General features: G+C 73.4%; 19 protein-coding genes. 7 read left to right on the top strand and 12 right to left on the bottom strand.

What is annotated here, in order from left to right:
• Nucleotides 1-24: 24 nt before the first annotated feature.
• The 7 genes from lysW to ACZ4SV_RS12470 form a co-directional block, all read right to left on the bottom strand.
• On the bottom strand, nucleotides 25-198 hold the full coding sequence (gene lysW / locus ACZ4SV_RS12500; protein WP_365875042.1) for a lysine biosynthesis protein LysW: 174 nt from the start codon (nucleotides 196-198) through the stop codon (nucleotides 25-27).
• Nucleotides 195-1,163: a transketolase family protein gene (locus ACZ4SV_RS12495; RefSeq protein ID WP_468003755.1), complete on the bottom strand. Its 969-nt coding sequence runs from the start codon at nucleotides 1,161-1,163 to the stop codon at nucleotides 195-197. Before ACZ4SV_RS12495 ends, lysW begins: the two co-directional genes overlap by 4 nt.
• Nucleotides 1,160-2,002, bottom strand: coding sequence for a transketolase (locus ACZ4SV_RS12490; protein ID WP_397939174.1), 843 nt, complete (start codon nucleotides 2,000-2,002; stop codon nucleotides 1,160-1,162). The genes ACZ4SV_RS12495 and ACZ4SV_RS12490 overlap by 4 nt, the downstream gene beginning before the upstream one ends.
• Nucleotides 1,999-3,294: a DegT/DnrJ/EryC1/StrS family aminotransferase gene (locus ACZ4SV_RS12485; RefSeq protein WP_468003753.1), complete on the bottom strand. Its 1,296-nt coding sequence runs from the start codon at nucleotides 3,292-3,294 to the stop codon at nucleotides 1,999-2,001. Before ACZ4SV_RS12485 ends, ACZ4SV_RS12490 begins: the two co-directional genes overlap by 4 nt.
• Before the next feature lie 44 nt (nucleotides 3,295-3,338).
• A complete protein-coding gene (locus ACZ4SV_RS12480; RefSeq protein WP_468003751.1) occupies nucleotides 3,339-4,391 on the bottom strand; it encodes a BtrH N-terminal domain-containing protein in 1,053 nt (350 codons plus the stop codon).
• A complete protein-coding gene (locus ACZ4SV_RS12475; protein WP_397939180.1) occupies nucleotides 4,388-4,804 on the bottom strand; it encodes a hypothetical protein in 417 nt (138 codons plus the stop codon). The genes ACZ4SV_RS12480 and ACZ4SV_RS12475 overlap by 4 nt, the downstream gene beginning before the upstream one ends.
• A 326-nt stretch (nucleotides 4,805-5,130) precedes the next feature.
• The gene (locus ACZ4SV_RS12470; protein WP_397980284.1) at nucleotides 5,131-5,862 is read right to left on the bottom strand and encodes a sulfotransferase-like domain-containing protein; all 732 of its coding nucleotides are present in this window, start codon (nucleotides 5,860-5,862) and stop codon (nucleotides 5,131-5,133) included.
• A gap of 277 nt (nucleotides 5,863-6,139) precedes the next feature.
• Here ACZ4SV_RS12470 and ACZ4SV_RS12465 point away from each other — a divergent pair, with 277 nt between their 5' ends.
• The 6 genes from ACZ4SV_RS12465 to ACZ4SV_RS12440 are packed head-to-tail and all read left to right on the top strand — an operon-like array spanning nucleotide 6,140 to nucleotide 14,619.
• Entirely contained in the window at nucleotides 6,140-7,018 is an 879-nt protein-coding gene (locus ACZ4SV_RS12465) for a RimK family alpha-L-glutamate ligase (RefSeq protein WP_365875054.1), read from the top strand.
• Entirely contained in the window at nucleotides 7,015-8,139 is a 1,125-nt protein-coding gene (locus ACZ4SV_RS12460) for a M20/M25/M40 family metallo-hydrolase (RefSeq protein ID WP_365875056.1), read from the top strand. The genes ACZ4SV_RS12465 and ACZ4SV_RS12460 overlap by 4 nt, the downstream gene beginning before the upstream one ends.
• The gene (locus ACZ4SV_RS12455; RefSeq protein WP_468003747.1) at nucleotides 8,136-11,477 is read left to right on the top strand and encodes a non-ribosomal peptide synthetase; all 3,342 of its coding nucleotides are present in this window, start codon (nucleotides 8,136-8,138) and stop codon (nucleotides 11,475-11,477) included. The genes ACZ4SV_RS12460 and ACZ4SV_RS12455 overlap by 4 nt, the downstream gene beginning before the upstream one ends.
• The gene (locus ACZ4SV_RS12450; RefSeq protein WP_468003744.1) at nucleotides 11,474-12,358 is read left to right on the top strand and encodes a thioesterase domain-containing protein; all 885 of its coding nucleotides are present in this window, start codon (nucleotides 11,474-11,476) and stop codon (nucleotides 12,356-12,358) included. The genes ACZ4SV_RS12455 and ACZ4SV_RS12450 overlap by 4 nt, the downstream gene beginning before the upstream one ends.
• Before the next feature lie 10 nt (nucleotides 12,359-12,368).
• The gene (locus ACZ4SV_RS12445) at nucleotides 12,369-13,523 is read left to right on the top strand and encodes an acyl-CoA dehydrogenase family protein (protein WP_468003742.1); all 1,155 of its coding nucleotides are present in this window, start codon (nucleotides 12,369-12,371) and stop codon (nucleotides 13,521-13,523) included.
• 1 nt (nucleotide 13,524) lies between these two features.
• Nucleotides 13,525-14,619 (top strand): acyl-CoA dehydrogenase family protein, encoded by a 1,095-nt coding sequence (locus ACZ4SV_RS12440; RefSeq protein WP_468003740.1) that lies wholly within the window; start codon nucleotides 13,525-13,527, stop codon nucleotides 14,617-14,619.
• Nucleotides 14,620-14,621: 2 nt separating this feature from the next.
• Here the strand turns inward: ACZ4SV_RS12440 and ACZ4SV_RS12435 are convergent, their stop codons facing one another.
• Together ACZ4SV_RS12435 and ACZ4SV_RS12430 are read right to left on the bottom strand one after the other, a co-directional pair.
• Nucleotides 14,622-15,335 carry a response regulator transcription factor gene (locus ACZ4SV_RS12435; RefSeq protein WP_365941755.1) on the bottom strand — a complete coding sequence of 238 codons (714 nt, stop codon included), beginning with the start codon at nucleotides 15,333-15,335 and terminating at the stop codon, nucleotides 14,622-14,624.
• A 315-nt stretch (nucleotides 15,336-15,650) separates the two neighbouring features.
• Nucleotides 15,651-15,869, bottom strand: coding sequence for a hypothetical protein (locus tag ACZ4SV_RS12430; protein WP_468003737.1), 219 nt, complete (start codon nucleotides 15,867-15,869; stop codon nucleotides 15,651-15,653).
• Between ACZ4SV_RS12430 and ACZ4SV_RS12425 the strand changes: the two genes are divergently transcribed.
• Nucleotides 15,868-16,683, top strand: coding sequence for a nucleotidyltransferase domain-containing protein (locus ACZ4SV_RS12425; RefSeq protein ID WP_468003735.1), 816 nt, complete (start codon nucleotides 15,868-15,870; stop codon nucleotides 16,681-16,683). The two genes, ACZ4SV_RS12430 and ACZ4SV_RS12425, sit on opposite strands and share 2 nt — an antisense overlap.
• 11 nt (nucleotides 16,684-16,694) lie before the next feature.
• On the opposite strand, the gene ACZ4SV_RS12420 is transcribed toward ACZ4SV_RS12425, so the two are convergent.
• The 3 genes from ACZ4SV_RS12420 to ACZ4SV_RS12410 form a co-directional block, all read right to left on the bottom strand.
• Complete coding sequence (locus ACZ4SV_RS12420) at nucleotides 16,695-17,540, bottom strand: carbohydrate ABC transporter permease (protein ID WP_468003733.1); 846 nt, start codon at nucleotides 17,538-17,540, stop codon at nucleotides 16,695-16,697.
• On the bottom strand, nucleotides 17,537-18,493 hold the full coding sequence (locus ACZ4SV_RS12415) for a carbohydrate ABC transporter permease (protein ID WP_468003731.1): 957 nt from the start codon (nucleotides 18,491-18,493) through the stop codon (nucleotides 17,537-17,539). The genes ACZ4SV_RS12420 and ACZ4SV_RS12415 overlap by 4 nt, the downstream gene beginning before the upstream one ends.
• A 313-nt stretch (nucleotides 18,494-18,806) precedes the next feature.
• Nucleotides 18,807-20,126, bottom strand: a complete 1,320-nt coding sequence (locus ACZ4SV_RS12410; protein WP_468003729.1) for an ABC transporter substrate-binding protein — start codon at nucleotides 20,124-20,126, stop codon at nucleotides 18,807-18,809.
• Between the last annotated feature and the right edge of the window lie 84 nt (nucleotides 20,127-20,210).

The raw sequence follows: 20,210 nt of genomic DNA, 5'->3' as shown, positions 1-20,210 counted from the left end.
TACACGTCGTGTGTCCGCGCACGCCTACTCTCCCCAGTCCTCTTCGACCTCGGGCGCCAGGGCGAGCACCGGCGGGTCCAGCGCCACGACCTCCAGCTCGCTGCGGCAGCCGGGGCACTCCACGATCTCGTTGAGCCGCACCGACTCTCCGAGCCGCACGTCGTCCTCACACTTCGGGCAGGTCTGCGGGGTGGTCATACGGTGATGTCCTTTCGATCGGTCGGGTGGGAGGGGGCGGCTGTGCCGAGGGCGGTACGGACCGTCCTCACCACCCGCTCCGCGGTGAGGTCGTAGTGTTCGACGAGGTGTTCCTGGTTGCCGACCGTGTCGACGAACCGGTCCGGCACGCCCAGCCGCAGCACCCTGGTGGGCGCGGCCTCCGCGAGCGTCTCGGCCACCGCGCCGCCGAGGCCGCCGGCGCGCCAGTGCTCTTCGAGCGTCACCACGAGCCGGGCCGGCCGGGCCGCGGCCACCAGGGCCTCGGTGTCCAGCGGCCGCAGCGTGTGCAGGTTCAGCACGGTGGCCTCGACGCCGTGTCCGGCCAGGGCGTCCGCCGCGGCGAGACAGGCGAGCACCGGGTAGGGACCGCAGCACGCCAGCACCACGTCGTCGCCCTGCCGCAGCGTCTGCGCCTTCCCGATGACCGGGGGCGGGGCGGCGGGCAGCGGCGGTGTCGCCTTGCGGCCGAGCCGGACGTAGAGCGGTCCGGGCAGGTGCACGCTCTGCTCGACGAACGCCTCCGTGGCGGCGGCGTCGGCCGGCACCACCACGGTCATGCCCGGCAGCACCCGGAGCACGGCGAGGTCCTCCAGCGCCTGGTGCGTCGGACCGAGGTGGCCCGCGGCGAGCCCGCCGTGGGTGGCCATGATGCGGACCGGCAGCCGGTTGTAGGCGATGTCGATCTTGATCGCCTCCAGTGCGCGGGACGCGGCGAAGGCGGCCATCGTGTTGACGAACGGCATCCGCCCGCACGCGGCCAGTCCGGCGGCCATGCCCATCAGGTTGTGCTCGGCGATGCCCAGGTTGAGGTACTGCTCGCCGGCCGCCGTGGCGTGGTCCGCGCTGAACAGGCCGGTGTCGCTGTCCAGGCAGATCAGCTCGGGGTGCCGGCCCAGCAGGGCCAGCAGACGGTCCCGGTACGCTTCTCGGGTCGCGCGGCTCATCCGGTCGTGCCCCTCGTCCGTAGGGCGGCCTTGGCCCTGGCGTGGTTGCGCTCCGACAGCGTCACGTAGTGGCCGGCCGCCCGGCCCGCGAGGAACGGCAGCCCGTGGCCCTTGACCGTGCGGGCGATCAGCACGCTCGGCTTGCCCGGCTCCCACGGGGCGGCGGCCAGGTGCTCCGCCAGCCCGGCCGCGTCATGGCCGTCCGCCTCGCGCACCGCCCAGCCGAAACTGCGCCAGCGTTCGGCCAGCGGCTCCATCGGCGCGATCCGCTCGGTGGACCCGGTTAGCTGCAGCCCGTTGCGGTCCACCACGGCGACCAGCCGGTCCAGCCGCAGCGACGCGGCCGCGATCGCCGCCTCCCAGACCGAACCCTCCTGGAGTTCGCCGTCGCCGAGCAGGACGAAGCTGCGCGCGTCCCGGCCCGCGTACCGGCCGGCCAGCGCGAACCCGCAGGCCAGCGCCAGTCCGTGGCCGAGCGACCCGGTGGGCAGCTCCACCCCGGGCACCGCGCGGACCGGATGGCCCATCAGCCTGCTGCCGGGCCGCGCGTAACCGGCGAGTTCCCCGACCGGCAGGAAGCCCCGCTCGGCCAGCGTCGCGTACAGGCCGACGGCGGCGTGGCCCTTGCTGAGCAGGAACCGGTCGCGTTCCGGGTCCTCCGGCCGCAGCGGGTCCACGTTCAGCACCGAGAAGTACAGCGCGGTGAGCACCTCCACCGAGGAGAACGCGCCGCCGAGGTGACCGCCCTCCGGACCCGCGCACATGTCGACCACGTGCGAGCGGATACGGGCGGCGACCGCTTCCAGCGCCTCGCGCGCCGGAGCCCGGGTGGCCGTCATGACGCGGCCGCCGCGAGCGTCGCCACCGCGCCGGCGTTGGCCCACACCTTCTCGAACGCCTCCGCGTACAGCTCCAGCAACTGCCCCGAACCCGGGTGCAGATGACGCTTCTGCAAGGTCAGCGAGTCGGCGATGACCGCGCGGGCCACCGGGTAGCCCGCACTGGCCACCGGGGCGGACGCGCCGGTCACCGCCCAGGGATAGCCGCCGCCGAAGCCGACCCGGTCGACGAAGACCTTCTGGTCGGGCAGCGGCATGAGCTGGTACTGCGACATCGGCACGCCCTCGGCGCGCAGCAGCCGCCGCAGCGCCGAGCGCAGCGCCTCGGGCCGCACCCCGTCCAGCCCGAACGCGGCCGGGTCGAACCGGAACCGCAGGATGTGCCAGGCGTGCGTGGTGCCCGGCAGCGCGGTCGGCACACGCAGCCCGGGCAGCCGCGCGAGCCGCCGGAGGAACGCGGTGACGTTGCGCTGCCGCGCCCGCTCGTACTCGTCGAACCGGGCGAGCTGGGCGTCGGTGAACGCGGCCTGGAGCGCGTTCATCTTGTGGTTCCAGCCCAGGCCGTAAGAGACGTAGTCGCGTTCGCGGCCGCTCTCGATGACCTCGCCGAACTGCCGGCCCCGGCGCACCGACTCGGCCAGCTCGGCGCTGCCGGTCACCAGCAGACCGCCCTCGCCGCAGGTGGGAATGTTCTTGGTGGCCTGGAGGCTGAACGCGCCCGCGTCGCCGATCCCGCCGACCGGCCGCCCGCGGTGGGTCGCGCCGGGCGCCTGCGCCGCGTCCTCGATCACGGCGAGACCGTGCCGGCGCGCGATGTCCGTGATCCGGTCCATGTCGGCGGGAGCGCCGTGCAGATGGACCGGGATGATCGCCTTGGTCCGGCCGGTGATCCGGTGCTCCACGTCGTCCGGGTCGAGGTTGAAGGTGACCGGGTCGACGTCGGCGAACACCGGCACGGCCATCTGGTGCACCGGCGCGAGCCCGGTGGCGATGAAGCTGAGCGCGGGCACGATCACCTCGTCGCCCGGCCCGACCCCGAGCCCGGCCAGCGCCAGGGACAGCGCGGCGGTGCCGGTGGACACCGCGACGCAGTGGCCGTAGCCGAACCGCCGCGCCCAGCGCTCCTCCAGGGTGGACACCGGGTTCGCGCCGTCCGTGTTCGACACCAGTCTGGCGCCGTCGAGCGCGTCGAGGACGGCCTTGCGGTCCTCGTCCTCGACCAGCGGCCAGTCCACGTGGCGCCGGTCCCTCGGCACCACCGCGGCACCGCCGAACGCTGCCAGCTTGCTCATCACTGTCCTCTCGACATGGTCACGGTGCCTCTGACCGGGCGCGGTCACAGCCGCGCCGCCGCCGCGCCGACGGCGTCGACCGCGCGCGCGTACGCACCGCGCAGCGCGGTGGCGTGGTGCGCGATGTCGGCCGCGGCCGCGCGCGCGTCGCCCAGCCCGTGCGCGCCGGTGATCCGCAGCCCGGTCCACGCGTGCGCGACGGACTCGACCGCCCGCCCGGCCCCGGCCAGCGCCGGATCGCCCCACGCGTGGCCGCAGCGGCGCAGCAGCTCACCGTGGAGCGACGCCTGCGCCTGCATGCCCCAGCCGAACGGGTACAGCTCGCGCAGCGCGCCGGCGTCCCCGGCCCGGCACCGGTCGAGCAGTTCGGCGGCGAACGCGTCGTAACCGGCGAGACCGGTACGGGCCGACGCGGCCGTGGTGAAGTCCTCGACGTCCGTGCGCAGGAAACCGCCGAGCAGCTCGGGGGTCAGCGGCGGCGCCGGGGCGTCGAGCCGTACGTCGAGACAGCGCCGGGCGATCCGGGAGTCGCTGAAGAACGCGTCCTGGACGTCGGTCGGGTTGGCCGAGCCCCAGCTACGCAGGAACGCCTCGACCGGGACGGCACCGCGGAAGGCGGGCGGCATCGCGTCCGAGACGTACACCACCCCGCGCACCTCGTCCAGGCCGTAGACCACCACCAGGTGCGCGGCGTGCACATCGCCGTACGCGGGCCGGAACGGCAGGTGGAAGTTGTCCACCGCCGCGATGACCAGCCGGTCGCCGGCCAGCGCCGCGCGCATCTCCGCCCACACGTCGTCCTCGTCGGCGGGCTGCCACCAGCGGGCGCGCAGCGCGTGGTGCGGGGCCAGCGCGGCCCCGAGGTCGGTGCCGCCGGACGCGTCGGGCGGGCACGGGTAGTAGAACTCCTCGGAGCGCACGTCGCCCGGCAGGTGCAGGAACCGCCAGCCCGCGCCGAGCACGGCCAGCGGATCGGCGCCCGCCCGGGCCAGCACCGTCCCGAAGGTGGCCTGCAGACAGCTGATCAGGTCGCGGTACCACAGCTCGGGCGCCGGGCCGGTGATCATGGACGTGCGTGCCGTCACCTCCTCGCTCATGCGCCGGCCTCCGCTCGCTGGAGGGTGACCGCGAAGAGGTGCACCGCGACGTTGCGCGGCAGGCGGACGCCGGCCAGGGCGGCACGCCGGGTGACCGGTACGCGCTGCGCCCACATGACCGCGCAGACGTCCCGCTGCACATGGTGCGGATAGTGCATGACGAGGCTCTCGAACGCCTTCACCTCGCCGAACCAGGCGGGCGCCGCCCAGAAGTCGGAGACCCGCAGCGGTTCCGCGTCGACCGAGCCGTCGGCGTAGTGCAGCTCGACGGTGTCCTCGCAGCGCCGTTCGGCGGCCGCCAGCACATGGATCCAGTCGTAGCGGCCCTCCGGCACGCCGAGGAACTGCCCGGCGCAGCGGATGTTGTCCGGCCCGTCGCAGACCGGAGGAAACCGGAAAGGAATACCGGCCACGTGGACGAGACTTCCGCCCGCGGGCAGGTACTCGGCGGCAAACGAGTTTCCCCATACATTGAATGCCCCCGCTTTTGTCTCCGTTGCCGCGGAGATGGCCGTGTTGTTGCGATGCCCGGAAATATCGAGCGGATCGCACAGCCGGGTCATAGCGGAGGCCACCGGCATGTCCGTCACGTGATCCCCCTCACTGGAATGCCGTCCGGTGGGCGCAGACTAAGCCGCTGATGCGCGCGGTTCGTCCACACGGTGATTACCTCGAATTGCCGTGACGCCATGCCGCCGTACCGTGCCGGGCCGTCGGGCCGGCCGTGGCGGCCGGGCGGTCACGGCCGCAGCGCGGCGGCGCGCAGCCGCTCGTAGTACGGCAGGTGGTAGTCGCGGTAGGCGGCGAGCACCGGGTCGGCCGCCACCGCGTCGGCGCCGCGGTCCGGGCCCCGGGTGAAGCCGGCGGTCCGGCTGGTCGACTCGTGCCACCGGCTGGTCGCCTGCCACTCCGACCGCATGCCCGGCTGCCAGCTCAGCGCCTCGGGCAGGAAGGGGATGCCCACCGCCGCGCAGTAGGCCCGCACGGTCTCGGCCGGCCGGTCCAGCAGGTCGTCGGAGTCGATCACCACCGGCGTGGCGCCCGTGGCGTCCCGCACGGCCGCGAAGATCTCGTACAGCCGGGCGAAGCCGATCTCGTCGCGGCCCAGTTGCGGGTTGAGCGCGTGGTGCGAGGCGATGGCCTCGGCCGGGTGGCGGATGATGAAGGTGTGCGTCGCGGACGCCAGGAACTCCCGGTCGGCGAGCAGCGCCGGATAGGCGAAGTCCGTGGTGTCCTTGAAGAACACCGGCTTCCGCGCGGCGAGGGCACGCAGTTCGGCGAGCACGTCCTGTTCCGTGTGCGCGACCCGCTCGCCGACTTTCACCTCGCCGAAGTCGACCACTTGGGAGAACGGCTCGTGCACGACGACGCGGTCGCCCCGTTCCGCCATCATCCGCGCGAACGCGGTGGAACGGCTGCGCGGTGCGCTCCACAATGCGAGCACCGGTATCCGTTCTGCTTCGTGGTCCACGGTTTCCCCTTCCCTCTGCGTGGGCTCCTGGGCGGCCGGACGGAAAACGCGCGGCGCCGGTGCGGCGGGTGGCCGGAATCCAGTCAAGAGTGGCACGGGCGGCGCCCGGCCCGGGTAAGCGAAACACGCAGCCGCGGACGGGCGGAGTAAACACAAAGCGTCCCCGCGGCTGCACTTGTCGCGGACGCGCACCGCACCTCCCGCCCGTACCGTCCACTGTGACGCGGCAGACCGGTTGCGCCGTCCGGCCAACCACTGGTCCTACTACGGAGGTCACGTGTCAGTGACACCAGAGCATCCGGGCGACGGCGGGATCGCCGTACTCGCCAGCAGGGTCGGCGCGGACGAGAAACGGCTGTTCGACGCGCTCGACCGGCGTGGTGTCGCCTTCGACCAGGTGGACACGCGCGGACAGTGGTTCCTGGACGGGCGGCGCGACCTGCCCTGGCGCCTCGTGCTCAACCGGGAGATCGGCCAGGTCCGCGCCGCGTACGCGGCCCGCAGTCTCGCCGCGGCGGGCGTCGAGGTGGTCAACAGCGCGGACGCGACCGAGGTGTGCGGCGACAAGTGGCGCACCACGCTGGCCCTGCGGGCGGCCGGACTGCCGGTCCCGCGCACCGCGCTCGGCCTCACTCCGCAGGCCGCGCTGGACGCGCTGGAGACCATCGGCTATCCGGCGCTGGTCAAACCGCTGACCGGCTCGTGGGGCCGGCTGGTGGTGCCGCTGCGCGACCGGGCCGCCGCGGAAGGCGTGTTCGAGTACGTCGCCGCGCTGTCCGGCCCGCAGTCGCACCTCGGCTACGTACAGGAACTGATCGACAAACCCGGCCGGGACATCCGGGCGATCGTGGTCGGCGGCGACCTGCTGGGCGCCGTCTACCGGACCGGTGAGTCGCTGCGCACCAACGTGGCGCTCGGCGCCGCGACCCTGCCGTGCGAGGCGACACCGGAGATCACCAAGCTGGCGGTCGCCGCCGCCGACGCGGTCGGCGCCGACATCGCCGGGGTCGACCTGATCGAGGACCGGGACGGCCGGCTGCTGGTGCTGGAGGTCAACCACCGGGTCGAGTTCACCGGCTTCCAGGCCGCCCTCGGCGACCGGGTCGACGTGGCGGACCGCATCGTCGGACACCTACTGGAACGAGCACAACGATGAACTGGGCCTTCACCTCGTCCGGTGACGTCACCGAGACCTACGCCGTCGGGCTGCTGCGCGGCATGCTGGAGATCCCGTCCTCCTCCTACCAGGAACGCGCGCTGGCCGACTTCCTGGCCGAGGCGATGACGGACCTGGGCTTCCAGGCGCACATCGACGGGGTGGGCAACGTCATCGGCGTGATCGAACGCGGCGACGGCCCCACCCTGATGCTGCTCGGACACCTGGACACCGTCCCCGGCCAGCTCCCGGTCCGCTCCGAGGACGGCAAGCTGTACGGCCGGGGCGCGGTGGACGCCAAGGGGCCGCTCGCGGCGATGATCTGCGCCGCGGCCAGCGCCGTGGACTTCCCCGGCCGGATCGTGGTGATCGGCGTCGTGGAGGAGGAGACGCCGGGCTCCCGCGGGGCGATGGCGATCCGGGCCACCCACGACCGGCCGGACGCGCTGCTCATCGGCGAACCGAGCGGCTGGTCGAGCGTGGTCCTCGGCTACAAGGGCAAGCTGGACCTGCGTTACACCGTCAAGTGTCCCGCCACCCACCCGAGCAACCCGGCGCCGAAGGCGTCCGAACTGGCCGTCGCCTGCTGGGCCGCGCTGGTCGACCTGCTCGGCCCGGACGCGGGCCACGACGCCTTCGCCCGGCCGGGCGCGACGCTCTGCCAGCTCAACGCCGACCTGACCTCGGCGACGGCGGACCTCAGCGTCCGCACCCCGCCGGGCTTCGACATCGACGGCCTGGTGCGCGACCTGCGCGAGCGCCTGCCCGTCGGCCACCTCGAAGTGCTGAACGCGGTCGCGGCCTGCCGGGCGGACCGGTCCAACCCGGCCGTCCGCGCGCTGGTGACCGGCATCCGGCGGCTGCACGCCCAGCCCCGGATGGTGGTGAAGACGGCCACCTCGGACATGAACACCCTCGCCGAGGTCTGGGACATCCCGATGGCGACCTACGGCCCCGGCGACAGCCGGCTCGACCACGCCGACACCGAGCACATCGTGCTCTCGGACTACCTGCGCGGCATCGACGTGCTGTCCATCGCCCTCACGGAGCTGGCGCACCTGCCCGCCCGCCGCGCCGACCAGGTCACCGACGCGCCGCTGCCCGCAAGGAGCCTGCGATGACCGACATGACCCAGCGTCTCGCCGCACTGCCGGCGGAGCGCCGCGCGCAGTTCCTCGCCCGGCTCAAGGAGCAGACCGACGGCGCGGGCCGGCAGGGCCCGGCGCCCCGCGGGGACACCGGCCCGGCACCGCTGTCGCACGCGCAGGAGACCGTCTGGTTCCTCGGCCGGACGGCACCGGACAGCCCGGCCCCGCGCGTGTCGCGGTGCCTGCGGCTGCGGGGCGCCCTGGACGTGGGCGCGCTGCGTGCGGCGCTGGCCGCGGTCGTCGCCCGGCACGAGGCGCTGCGCACCGCGATCGTGCCGCGCGAGGGCGCCCCGGCCCAGGTGGTCGCGCCCGAGGTCCCGGTCGGACTGCCGCTGACCGAGGCGGCGGGCGACGGCCCCGGACAGCGGCTCGCCGCCGCGCGCGCCCTGGTCGCCGAGCGGCTCGGCACACCGTACGACGTGAGCCGGGCGCCGCTGTGGCGCGCGGAGCTGATCAGGGTGGCGCCGGACGACCACCTGTTCCTCTTCGACGCGCACGCCCTGGTGGCCGACGAGACCTCGCTGGGCGTGCTGACCGCCGAACTCGCCGACGCCTACCGGTCGCTGCGCGCCGGCGACGCCCCCCGGCTGCCCGCACTGCCCGTGCAGTACCCGGACTACGCGGTGTGGCAGCGCGACGGACTGGACGGCGGCGAACCGGACAAACTGGCCGCGTACTGGCGGGACACGCTGGCGGGCGCCGAGGTGCTGGAGTTCCCGGCCGACCGGCCGCGCGGCGACACACAGACCTTCGCGGGCGCCGGCGCCGGCTTCCCGGTCGGGCACGAGGGCCTGGCAAGGGCGCGGGAACTGGCCCGCGAGGAGGACGCGAGCCTCTACGACGTCCTCGCCGCCGCCTTCTTCACCCTGCTGCACCGCTACTCGGGCCTGGACGACCTGGTGATCGGCGCCCCGGACGGCGCCGGACGGCCCGCGTCCGTGTCCGCGCTGATCGGCCGCTTCACCGGCCTGACGGTGCTGCGCGCGGACGTGTCCGGCGACCCGGCCTTCCGCGAACTGGTCCGGCGGGTCAAGCGCGTGACGGCGGACGCGCACGCGCACGCCGGCCTGCCGCTGCACCGGCTGGCCGACGCGGTGGACGCGGCCCGCGACCCGTCCCGCTCACCGCTCTTCCAGATCCTCTTCGCCCTGCGCGACGCGGCGCCCGAGCCCGGCCTTCCCGACCTGCCCGACCTGGTGGCCTCGCCCGAGACCGCCCGCACCGACACCTCCCGGTTCGACATGAGCTGGCACCTGACGGAACCGGCCGCTCCCGGCGCCGACGGGCTGCTGGACATCGAGTACAACACCCGGCTGTTCGACGCCGAGAGCATCGCCCGGTTCGCCCGGCACTACGACACGCTGCTGCGCGGCCTGACCGCCGGCCCCGACGCCCCGCTCTCCGCCGCGGACATGCTGAGCCCGGCGGACATGGCGTTCCTCGCCGAGGTCGCCGTGGGACCGGTGCGGCCGATGCGCGAGACCACCGTCGTCGCCGAGTTCGAGGCCCGCGTGCGGCAGGCCCCGGACAGCGTGGCCGTCGTCGTCGCGGACACCGAGACCACGTACGCCGAACTCAACGCCCGCGCCAACCGGCTCGCCGCCCTGCTGCGCGAGCACGGCGCAGGCCCGGGCACCCGGATCGGCCTGTGCCTGCGCCGGAACGCGGACCTGCCGACGGCGGTGCTCGCGGTGCTCAAGACCGGCGCGGCCTATGTGCCGCTCGACCCGGCGCACCCGCCCGCCCGGGTCGCGGAGATCACCGCCGACGCCGGGCTGCACGCGGTGGTCGCGCACGCCGGGGCCGCCGGGGCGCTGAGCGAGGTCGCCGCGCCCGTCGTCACGCTGGACGAGGTCCGCACGCGGCTTGAGGCGATGCCCGCCGGCGACCCGCCGCTCGCGGCCGGGCCCGGCGACGTCGCCTACATCATCTACACCTCCGGCAGCACCGGCCGGCCCAAGGGAGTCCTCCTCGAACACCGCGGGGTCGTCAACTTCATCGACTCCACCCGGGAGCTGTTCGGCCTGACCCCCGCCGACCGGGTGCTCGGCTTCGCGTCGATCACCTTCGACGTCTCCGTGTTCGAGACGTTCTCCGCGCTGCTGACCGGCGCCCGCCTGTGCCTGGCCACCGAGGACGAACGGCTCTCCGTGGACCGGCTCCAGTCGCTGCTGGAACGCGCCGGCGTCACCGTCGTCGACCTGCCGCCGACCGTGATGCCGTTGCTGGCCCCGGAGAAGTTCACCGCGCTGCGCATCGCGTTCGTCGGCGGCGAGGCGTTCAGCGGCGAACTGGTGAACCGGTGGAACCCGGGCCGGCGGCTGTTCAACGGCTACGGCCCGACCGAGTGCACGGTGACGATGATCGTCGAGGAGTGCGCCGGCACCTGGGACACCTCGCCGCCGATCGGCCTGCCCATGACCAACCACGTCGCGCACGTACTGGACCGCGACCTGCGCCAGGTGCCGGTCGGCGTGCCGGGCGAACTGGTCATCGGCGGCGCCGGACTGGCGCGCGGCTACCTGGGCCGGCCCGAACTGACCGCGGAGAAGTTCGTCACCGACCCGTTCGGCACCGCGCCCGGCGGGCGGCTGTACCGGACCGGGGACCTGGTCAAGCGGCTGCCGGACGGACGGCTGGTCTTCCTCGGCCGGCTCGACCAGCAGGTCAAGATCCGCGGCCTGCGGATCGAACTGGGCGAGGTGGAAGCGGCGCTGGCCGCCGTGCCCGGCGTCGGCCAGGCCACCGTACGGCCGTGGACCGACGACGCCGGCGACAAGCACCTGGTCGGCTATGTGACCGGGGTGAGCGGGGAGCAGGTGCCGGCGGTGCGCGAGCGGCTCGGCACGCTCCTGCCCTCGTACATGATCCCGTCGTACTTCGTCTGCCTGCCCGAACTCCCGCTCACCAGCAGCGGCAAGGTCGACTGGCGCCGGCTGCCCGCGCCCGACCCGGCGGCGGCCGGCGACCGGGCGGGCGGCGAGCCGCGTACCGCGACCGAACGGGTACTGCTGCGCGAGGTGCTCGCGCCGCTGCTGCGCAGCGACCGGCTCGGCGTGCACGACGACTTCTTCCAGGCGGGCGGCAACAGCCTCCAGGCCGCCCAGTTGATGTCGGCGATCAACCGCAGGTTCGGGGTGGAGATCGCCCTCTCCGACTTCTTCACCTCGCCCACCGTCGCGCACCTGGCCACCGCCGTCGACACCGCGAGCGCCGCGCGGCTCGGCGAGGACGAACTGCTCGACCTGCTGGAGAACCTGTCCGACGAGGAGGCCGCCCGGATGATCGAGGGTCTGGGGGAGCGCTCGTGAACCCCGCGCCGGGAGACCGGGCGGACCGGCTGACCGGACCGCGCAAGGCGCTGCTCGAACGCCTGCTGGCGGACCGCCGCAAGGCCGAGGCGGCGGCCGGCCGGACACCGGTGTCCATGCGGCCGCCCGGCCCGGCCCGGGTCGTCCTGCTGCACCCCTCGGGCGGCGCGCTGTTCTGCTACGTCCCGCTGGTCAGGGCGTTGCGCGAGGGCATCGGCGTGGCCGGGTTCGCCGCCGACCCCGAGGACACCGCGCTGCCTCCCGGGGACGGGCTGACGGCGACCGCCGCCCGGATCGCGCGGGCCCTGACCGCGGCCGGCCTGCCCGAGTCCTCCTGCCTGGCCGGCTGGTCCTACGGCGGTGTGCTCGCCTTCGAGACCGCCCGGCAACTGGAGCGGGACACCGGCCGCCGGCCGCCGGTGGTGCTGCTGGACGCCTCCTACGCGGAGGACGACGTGCCGCTGGACGAGCCGACGGTACGGCGGCGGTTCGTGCACGATGTCGCCCGGCTGGCGGGCCGGGACGGCCCGGAGGTGCGCGCCGTACTGGACGACCCGCGGGCCGGCGAGGCCGGCCTGCGCGAGACACTGACCTCGCTCGGCGTCGAACCCGGCCTCACCGACGAGGAGTTGGCCGACCGCTACGCCGTCTTCCGGTTCTGCGCGCTGGCGCTGGAGGCGTACCACCCGCCGGGTCCCTACGGCGGTCCGGTGACCCTGCTGGCCACCGCCGCCCACGCCCCCGTCTTCGCCGAGCGGTGGCGGGCGGTGTGCACGGGCCCGTTCCACACCGGCGACCTGCCCGGCGACCACTACACCCTGTTCACGGAACCGGCGCTCGGCCGGATCGTCACCGCGATCGAACAGACGCTCGCCTCCTGAGGAGACCTCCATGCGGTACGGATTCACCGAGGAACAACAGCGGTTCCGGGCTCGGGTGCGACAGGCGCTGCGCTCCGCCGAGGTCCGCGCGGCGGTGGCCGGGGCCGTGCCCGCGGCCGGTGTGGAGCCGGACCAGCGGCCGCTGTACCGGCTGCTCGGCGAACGGGGACTGCTCGCGGTGCACTGGCCCGAGGAGTTCGGCGGAGCGGGCCGCCCGCTCACCGACGCCGCGATCGTCGCCGAGGAACTGGTGCGCGCCGGCGTGCCGGACACGCTGCACGTCAACACCATCCAGATCGTCGGCCAGTTCCTGCTGATGGCGGGCAGCCCCGAGCAGCAGCGGCGGCACCTGCCCGCGCTGGCCCGCGGGGAGCGTTTCGCGTCCGTGCTCTACACCGAGCCGGACGCGGGATCGGACCTCGGCGCGCTGAGCACCGTGGCCGAACCGGACGGCGACGGCTACCGCATCACCGGGACCAAGGTGTTCAGCCTCAAGACCCGCTTCGCCGACCTCGGGCTGTGCGCGGCCCGGACGACGCCGGGCGCCGGCAAGTACCAGGGGATCAGCCTGTTCATGGTCGACCTGAAAGCCCCCGGCGTGACCGTGTCGGTGCTGCCCGGCATCGGTGACGAGCAGTTCCACCGGGTCGACCTCGACGCGGTGCGGGTGTCCGGCGACGACCTCCTCGGCGCGCGCGACCAGGGCTGGCCGCTGCTCGACCAGGCCCTGGCCATCGAACGCACCGGCCTCGACTACCACCTCAAGGCGGAGTACTGGCTCCAGGCCGCGCTGGAGGCGCTGCTCGACCGCGAGCCGGACGCGCCGCACGACGCCCACCTCGAACGGATCGGCCGCTGGGACGGCGCGCTGACCGCCGACCACGCCCTGGCCTGGGAGGTGCTCACCGGGCTCGCCGCCGACCGGGTCGACCCGGTCGCGGCCGCCGTCGCCAAGTACCACAGCAGCGAACTCGCCCAGGACATCGCCGCGTGGGCCGCGGACATCCCGGACGCCGCGCAGCGGGCCGGCCGCACCCGGGCGGCCGTCATCCTGGACTCCGCCCGCCGGGAGGCGCCCGGCCTCACGCTGTCGGCGGGAACCTCCGAGGTGATGCTCCAGATCATGGCCGCCTCGTTCGACAACCTCGGACAGGAGAAGCGCTGACATGGACCTCACCCCCGATCCGCTCCACGTCCAGGTGCGCAAGGCGTTGCGCACGGCCCTCGCCGGCGTCCCCGCCCCGCCCGGGGTGCACGGCGCGCCGGTGACCGACGGAGCCCTCGGCCCCACGCGGACGGTCCTCGACGCCCTGGGCGCGGCCGACTTCGAACGGCCCGCCGCCGTCGGCGGCCTGGACCTCGGCCTGACGGCCGGGGTGCTCGTCAGCGAGGAACTCGGCTACGCGGCACGCGGGAACTCCTACCGGGCCGGCGCGCTGGCCGCCGACACGGGCGGCCCGGCGGACGCGGCGCTGGCGGGACTGGAGGCGCTGCCGGCCGGCGCCGGGATCACCGCGGCACCGCGAGCGGGCGGCTGGGAGCTGACCGGCACCGCCACGGCCGACGACCCCGCGCCCGGCACCCTCCTGGTGGCCGCCCGGACCGACGGCGAGCCGGTGCTGTTCGCGGTGCCGTCCGGCGCGCCCGGCCGCAGCGTGGACGACACCTGCTGGCCGCCGGTCGTCCGGTTCGAGGCCACGCCGGTCACCGCGGCGGACGTGGTCGCGAAGCTGGACGACTCGCCCACCGGCGCGCTGGCCCGGGCCCGGCTGCGGCAGGCCGCCTATCTGCTGGGCATCGCCGACGGCGCGCACCAGGCCGCGGTCCGCTACGCCGGCGTCCGGCGGCAGTTCGACACCAGGCTGCGCGACCTGCCCGCGGTGGCCTTCCCGCTGGCGCGCGCCATGGTGGCGGTGCGCGCGACCAGGGCGGCGGTGTACCGGGGGGCGTGGCTGGTCGACAACGCGCCCGAAGGGACCGGCACCGCCCCGGTGGTGGCGCTGGCGATGGCCGCCGAGACCGCGCGCGACGTGGTGCGGGTGTGCATGCAGAGCTGCGGCGTACGGGCGATGACCGCGGAACTCGGACTGCACCGCTACTTCCGGCTGGCCGCTGCGGAGTCCGGCCGGTACGGCGCACCGGCCGCGCTGTGGCGGCAGGCCGGCGCCGCCCGTCTCGACCTGGCCCGGCGCGGCGGTGACGACGACGGCACCGGCGACGGCACCGGACTTCCGGCCGGGGCGGTGCCGGGCCCCCGGTGAGATCAGCCGGCGTACACGTCCTCGCGCGGTCCGGTCCGCGCCTCGCCGGCGGCCCCGGCGGCGGAGTGGATGAGCCCGGACCGGTAGGCCAGGGAGACGAGCTGGGCGCGGTCGCGGACACCGAGTTTGGTGCGCACCCGGTACAGGTGGGTGCGCACGGTGGCCACGCCGATGGTCAGCTCGCGGGCCACCTCCTCGGTGGACATGCCCCGGGCCACCATCCGCGTGATCTCCTTCTCCCGCGGGGTCAGTTCGGTGACCTCCGGGTAGGCCCGCGACTGCCGGGCCGCGGGCTGTTCGCGGAACCAGGTGACCAGGCGGTGGGCGATGTCCGGGGCGAGCATGGTCCGGCCGGCGGCCGCGGCCCGGACGGCGGTGACCAGCTCCTGCGGGCTCGCGTCCTTGCCGAGCAGGCAGCTCGCGCCGGCGTGCAGCACGTCGCTCACCGTCTGGTCGGTGTCGGACCCGGTGAACACGACGATGTGGGGCGCGGCGACTTCCTTGCCGAGCCGGCGGATCAGCTCCAGACCGGACATGGTGCGCAGGCTCAGATCGGTGACCACGACATCGGGCCGCTTGGTGCGGACCAGCACGAGGGCCTCCACACCGCTGTCGGTGGTGCCGATCACGTCGATGTCCGCTACGGCGTCGAGCAGCGTTCTCAAGCCGTTCCCTATGACGGGCAGTTCGTCGCAGATGAGTACCCGGATGGTCATGGTGTTCCGCCTCGGTGGGGGGTAGCTGGAAGCCCTTGACCGCGGCCGCCGGCTCCCGGACCGCTCGGCCATGGCTGCTACGCGTCAACCTTATGGGCCGCGTCGCCCGCTGCTCCACAGGATGTTCACACCGACCGGAAAACACCGCGTCGGCGTGTGTGGCGGAGCCGTCCGGCCCGATGGCGGCGAGGAGCGCTCCCGGCCCTGCCGTACGGCGTGTGCCCGCCGGGCGGCCGTGCCGCGGGGGGCGTTAGCGTCCCGCGCCGGGGGCAGGCCAGGTTGGCCGGAAACGAGATGGAAAACCGGCTGATTATGTCAAGTACGCACCGGCGTGCGGTGCCCGCACCCGGACCGGCCGCCGGAAAACGGGTCGCGGACGGTGCCGCGCTCGGGCAGGCCGCCGGTAAACGCGCCGCGGACGGTGCCGCGTTCGGGCAGGCCGCCGGGAAACGGGTCGCGGACGGTGCCGCGTTCGGGCAGGCCGCCGGTAAACGGGTCGCGGACGGTGCCGCGCTCGGGCAGGCTGCCGGGCATGGAACGTCTGCGGGAGATCGCCGGGCGGCTGGCGGACATCGACGGAGTCGTCGCGGTCGCCCTGGGCGGCAGCCGGGCGAGCGGCACCCATGGTCCCGGCTCCGACTACGACCTCGGCCTGTACTACCGGCCGCCCCTGGACACCGCCGCCCTGCGGCGCCTGGCGGCCGAGCTGACCGGTGCGCCGGTCGAGGTCACCGAACCGGGCGGCTGGGGGCCGTGGGTGGACGGCGGGGCGTGGCTGACCGTCGACGGCCACCGTGTCGACTGGATCTACCGGGACCTGGACCGGGTGCGCCGGGTCTGGGCGGACTGCCGCGCGGGACGCTTCGAGGTCGGCACGCAGCCCGGTCACCCGCTGGGCGTGTACTCACACGCGTACGCCGGCGAGGTCGCCCTCGGGCAGGTCCTCGCGGACCCCGGCGGCGAGCTGACGGCCCTGCGGCGCGAGACGCGCCGCTATCCGGAACCGCTGCGCGAGGCCCTGATCGCCCAGGCGCGCTGGGAGGCTCCGTTCATCCTGGCGAGCGCCCGCAAGGGGGCGGCGCGCGGCGACACCTTCTATGTCGCCGGCTGCCTCTTCCGCGCGGTGGGGCTGCTCGCGCACGCCCTGCACGCCCACGGCCGGCGCTGGGTGCTGAACGAGAAGGGCGCGGTGCGGGCCGCGGGGGAACTGCCGTCCGCTCCGCCCGGGTTCGCCGTCCGGGCCCACGCCGTGTTCGCCGCGCTCGGCACGGGCCCGGACACCCTGGGCACCGCGCTGGACGCGGCCGGCGAGCTGGTCGACGAGGTCTGCCGGCGGGTCGCGTCCTGACGGCACGTCCGTCACTTGGTCGCGCCCTGCGCGAAGCCGTTGTAGATGTAGCGCTGGAGGAAGAGGAAGACGACGAGGGTCGGGACGATCACCAGGATCGTGCCGGCCGAGATGTCCTCCCAGTGCGCGCCGAACGGGCCCTTGAAGCGGAACAGCGCGGTGGAGATGGTGCCCAGGTCCTCCGAGGGCATGTACAGGAAGGGGATGTAGAAGTCGTTGTAGACGGTGATCCCCTTGATGATCACGACCGTCGCGATGGCCGGCTTCAGCAGCGGCAGGATGATCTTCCAGTAGATGGTGAAGGAGTTCGCGCCGTCCAGGCGCGCGGCCTCGTCGAGCGAGACGGGGATGCCCCGGATGAACTGAAGGAAGATGTAGATCGAGACGATGTCCGTCCCCATGTAGAGCAGGATCGGCGCCCACAGGCTGTTGAACAGCCCGAAGCTGTTGACCACCTGGAAGGTCGCCACCTGGGTGGTGACTCCCGGCACCAGGGTGGCGATCAGGAACAGCGCCATGACCGGCTTCTTCGCCCGGAAGTCGAACCGGTCGATGGCGTACGCGGTCATCGAGCCGATGAGCACCGTGCCGGTGATCGAGAACAGCAGGATGACGGTGGTGTTGAAGAAGGCGGACAGCATCTTGCCGTCGTGGAAGGCCGTCGCGTAGTTGTGGAAGTTGAGCCAGTCGTGCGGCAGCGACAGCGCACCGCCGTCGGTGACCTCCTTCGAGGTCTTCAGGGAGGTCAGGAAGACGACGACGAGCGGCACCAGGACGACCAGCGACGCCAGGACCAGCGTCAGATAGGTCAGGGCCGGGGACAGGCGGCGGCGCCGGGCGGGCAGGGGCGTGGTCATACGAGGTCCACCTTCTCGTCGGGCACGAGGCGGCGCTGGATCCAGGTGATCACCAGGATGATCAGGAGGAGGACGACGGCGGCGGCCGAGGCCAGGCCGGTCTTGTTGAACTGGAAGGCCAGCTTGACGGTCTGGATGACGAAGGTCGTGGTGCCGGTCGCACCGGTGGTCATGATGTACGGGATCTCGAACACCGACAGGGACCCGGAGATCGCCAGGATGACGCTGAGGCTGACCACGGGGCGGATGCTCGGGGCGATGATGTGCCGGAACTGCTGCCAGCGCGAGGCCCCGTCGAGCTGGGCCGCCTCGTAGAGTTCGCCGGGGATCGACTGGATCGCGCCGAGGAACAGCACGAAGTTCAGCCCCGTGAAACGCCAGACGGAGACACCCGCCAGCGAGGTGTTCGCCGAGGCCGGGTCGCCGAGCCAGGCGTGGTCGGAGCCGGCGCCGAACCAGGACAGGACCGAGTCCAGCGTGCCGCCGTCCTGGAAGAAGTACAGAAATACGAAGCCGATCGCCACGCCGTTGATCAGGTAGGGGAAGAACAGGATCCCTTTGAACAGGTTGCGGAAGCGCAGGTCGAAGCTGAGCACCGTGGCGAAGTACAGCGCGATCACGATCTGCACGGCCGAGGCGGCGAGGTAGTAGAAGCTGACGAAGAACACCCGGAACAGCTCGGGCCGGGTGAAGATCTGCTCGTAGTTGTCGAGCCCGGTGAAGTTCCGGTCGGGGCTGACGCCGTCCCAGTCGGTGAAGCTGTAGTAGATCATGTTGCCCACGGGCACGTAGGTGAACGTGACCAGCAGGGCCAGCGGGACGGCCAGGAAGAGCCACGGGGTGAGCCGGCGCAGCACCCGTCCGCCCCGGCCGCCGTCCGGGCCGGGTGTCTGGCGGGGTGGTGCGGCGGCACGCGGCACCTTCGCGGGTGCCGTTCGGGTCGTCTCGGTCATATCGGGGGCCTTTCATCTTCACGGCGGTACGACGGGCGGCGGCACCGGCGGTGCGGTGCGCCGGCAGCGGCGGGCGGCCTCGTACGGCGCGGGGGAGCGGGCACCGGTGGCGGTGCGCGGCGGCGGGGAACGGGCGCCGCCGCTGTCCGCCGCGGACCCGGCCGCCGCCGGTGCCGTCCCCGTCCGCCGGGTCCGGCGCCGACGGTGATCCCGTCCGCCGCGCGGGAAGCCGCCGGGGCCGTCCCGCCCGCTGCCGCGAAGCCGCCGCCCGCCCGCCTGGCTTCGGTCGGTACGGGACGGACGCCGGCGCCGGTCAGGAACCGGCGGACCGGGCCGCGTCGTCCCACCGCTTGTCGAGGTCCGCGAAGAAGTCGTCCAGGCTGCCCTTCTGCGCGCCGCGGGCGAGGTCCACCAGCTTCTGGCGGTAGTCGGGCTTGTTCAGGCCGATCTCCGCGGCGTTGTCGATGGTGTTGACCTCGCCGGTCTTCGCCTCCGAGCGCTCCTGGAAGGTGACATCGTTGTCAACATAGTCCTTGAGCGTGCCCGGCATGGGAGCGGACTTCAGGGCCGGGACGGCACCCTCCGTCGCCGAGTAGCCCGACTTCTGGGTGAACCAGTCGATCCAGGCGCGGGCGGCCTCCTTGTGCGAGGAGTGGACGTTGACCGCCTGCTGGTAGTCGGAGGCGAGGACGGCGCAGAACTTGCCGTCCTTCTGGACCGGGAACGGCATGAAGCCGATGTCGTCCGGGTTCGCGCCCGCCTTCTTCGCCGCGTCGCGCATCTGGTTGACGGCCCAGGAGCCCAACTGCATGGTGGCCACCTTGCCCTGGGCGATCAGGCCCTTGGACGCCTCCCAGTTGGTGGTGCTGGGGTCCTTCTCCGCCAGGCCGCCCTTGACGATGTCGTAGAGCAGGGAGTCGATGGTGTGCAGCTCGCCGCCCTTGCGCCACGGCGAGACCGGTCCGGCCAGCTTGTCGTTGGCCTGGGCGTCGCAGGTGACCGAGCCGATGTCGTTGCTCCAGGCGGTCAGCGGCCAGCCGTCCTTGAAGTTCGTGTAGTACGGCACGGCCCCGGTCTTGGCCTTGACGGCCTTCAGGTCCGCGAGGAACTCCTGCGGGGTGGCCGGCCACGCGCGGATGCCGGCCTTCTTCCAGACGGCCTTGTTGTAGAGGAAGCCGTTGGCCGTGCCGAACTGGGCGATGCCGTAGACCTTGCCGCCGACCTCGGTCTTGTCGCTGAAGCGGTAGGTGCCGCCCAGCTCCCTCGCGGTGCCCAGCGGGGCGAAGAACTTCGGGTAGTCGTTCTTGGCGACGGCGGCCGGGATCATCAGGACGTCGCCGTAGTCCTCGGTGTTCAGCCGGATCTTGACCTCGCCCTCGTAGTCGGTGAGGGCCTCGAACTTCACCTTCACCTTGGGGTAGGTCTTGTTGAACTCGGCGGCGTACCGGGCCATCGTCCCGTTCTGGACGAGGTCGGTGCGGTGGGTGAGGACCTTGATGGTGCCGGAGGCGTCGGAGGGGTCGGCCGGTGCCTTCGCCGTCTCACCGGAGACCGTCCCTCCCCCGGCGCATCCGGCGGCGGTGAGGACCGTGACGGCCAGAAGCGCTCCCGTGAGCGCCTTCCTCTTGTCCATGTGCCCAGCTCCTTCAGGGTCGCGGCTCAGCTCTGCGAGTGGGATGTCGGCACTATGTCAGCCTCTGGTTAACCGGTAAAGCTC

The sequence above is a fragment of the Streptomyces sp. NPDC027672 genome (assembly GCF_055566335.1).
This window is presented reverse-complemented; position numbering and strand designations above follow the sequence as displayed.